This is a genomic window from Mesorhizobium sp. M2C.T.Ca.TU.002.02.1.1, assembly GCF_003997225.1.
The window spans coordinates 1-1,524 of record NZ_RZTO01001123.1 but is presented as its reverse complement, the minus strand read 5'-3'; the positions used below and the strand labels follow the sequence as shown (position 1 = coordinate 1,524).

1 protein-coding gene and 1 pseudogene are annotated in these 1,524 nt (G+C 68.0%); both read left to right on the top strand.

The genetic code is table 11. The annotated features are described in order from the left end of the window. The coding region (locus tag EOD07_RS33955; RefSeq protein ID WP_164772819.1) for an ABC transporter ATP-binding protein at window positions 1-1,309 on the top strand (1,309 nt) is incomplete at its 5' end. Further along, window positions 1,309-1,524 (top strand): annotated as a pseudogene (locus EOD07_RS33950) (ABC transporter permease); the annotation flags it as partial. The gene EOD07_RS33955 and the pseudogene EOD07_RS33950, both read left to right, overlap by 1 nt.

The following is a 1,524-nucleotide window of genomic DNA, read 5'->3' as shown; positions in this document are numbered from 1 at the left end:
CCATAATTCCGCCGATGCGCTCGCCGCCGGCATCGGCATGGTGCACCAGCATTTTCACCTCGCGCCGCGCCTGACGGTGCTGGAGAACCTCCTGATCGGCATTCCCGGCAAGTCGGGCCGGATCGACCGCGCCGGCGGGCTGGCGCGGCTCACCGAGATCAGCCGGCAATACGGGCTGAGCCTCGATCCGAGCCTGCCGGTTTCGGCCTTGTCGGTCGGCGAGCAGCAGCGGCTGGAAATCATCAAGGCGCTGTTTCGCGGCGCGAAGCTTTTGATCCTCGACGAGCCGACGGCCGTGCTGGCGCCTTCGGAGGTCGACGGCCTGTTCGCCGCCCTGCGCTCCATGGCGGCGCAAGGACTGGGCATCATCTTCATCTCGCACAAGCTCAACGAGGTCCGTGCGCTCACCCATCGCTGCGTCGTGCTGCGCCACGGCAAGGTCGCCGGCCGCGTCGATCATCCGGCGCAAACGACCTCGGCCGAGATGGCGAAGCTGATGTGCGGCCACGAAATCGTCCCGCCGGTCAGGGAAGCCTCGACACCTGGCGCTTCCGTGCTGACGCTCGACGGCATCTCCACCTCGGGCCACGCCGGCACGCCGCTGCGCGACGTCTCGCTTTTCGTCCGCGCCGGCGAGATCCTCGGCATCGCCGGCGTCTCCGGCAATGGTCAGCGCGCGCTGGCCGACGTCATTTCCGGCATGCTGGCGCCCAAGGCCGGCACGATGACGATAGCCGGCAAAACGGTTGCGCAATTCTCGCCGCGCGAACTGCAGGCGCTCGGCCTCGGCCGCATTCCGGAAGACCGGATGACGACCGGCCTGGTGACCAACCTGCCTTTGGCCGACTCCATGGTGCTGCCGCGCATCGGCACCGAGGCCTTCAGCCGCAAGGGCTTGCTCAACCCGGCCGCGATCCGCGCCTTCGCCGAGGAACAGATCAAGGCCTTTGATATTCGCTGCCCCGGCCCGATGGTACGCGCCGGCGCCCTGTCCGGCGGCAATCTGCAGAAGGCGCTGCTGGCGCGCGAGCTCGCCTTCGATCCGAAAGTGCTGATCGTCTCGCAGCCGACGCGCGGCCTCGACATCGGCGCCGCGCGCTTCATCCACGAGAAATTCCTCGCCATGCGCGCCAGAGGCTGCGGCATCATCGTCATCGGCGAGGACCTCGAGGAATTGCTGATGCTCTCGGATCGCATCGCCGTGATGTATGAGGGCCGCATCGCCGGCACGCTTCCCAGCGCGGATGCCACCGTCGCCAGGCTCGGCCTGATGATGACCGGCGCCGGGCACACCGAGGAGGCCGCCTGATGTTTCGCCTTGAAGCCCGCACCTCGACCCCCGCCTGGTTCAACCTGGCCCTCCCGCTCATCGCGATCGCCGTTACGCTGGTGCTCTGCAGCGGGCTCATAGCGGTCGCCGGCGCCGGCATCATCGAGGCCTATGGGGTGATGCTGTCCGCCTCGCTCGGCGACAGCTACGCCATCACCGAAACACTGGTGCGCGCCGCCCCGATGATCTTCACC